The sequence below is a fragment of the Limosilactobacillus secundus genome, from assembly GCF_020784695.1.
Taxonomy (GTDB): domain Bacteria; phylum Bacillota; class Bacilli; order Lactobacillales; family Lactobacillaceae; genus Limosilactobacillus; species Limosilactobacillus reuteri_F.
The window spans coordinates 1-285 of record NZ_JAJGUA010000020.1; the positions used below are offsets into that span (position 1 = coordinate 1).

1 protein-coding gene is annotated in these 285 nt (G+C 44.9%); it reads left to right on the top strand.

Translation table 11 applies throughout. The features are described from left to right. A partial coding sequence (locus LMB57_RS00475; RefSeq protein WP_229278027.1) for a hypothetical protein occupies window positions 1-285 on the top strand: 285 nt, incomplete at both ends.

Below are 285 nucleotides of genomic sequence, written 5' to 3' on the forward strand. Positions count from 1 at the left end.
CAACTTCACTCAGCCAGAGTGAAAGTACTTCGACATCCTTAAGTCAGAGTGAAAGTGCCTCAACTTCACTGAGCCAAAGTGAAAGTGCGTCAACCTCATTGAGTCAAAGTGAAAGTGCATCAACGTCGTTGAGTCAAAGTGAAAGTGCATCGACATCACTTAGTCAAAGCGAAAGTGCTTCGACATCACTTAGCCAAAGTGAGAGTGCATCAACGTCGTTGAGCCAAAGTGAAAGTGCCTCAACTTCACTTAGTCAAAGTGAAAGTGCCTCAACCTCGTTGAGTC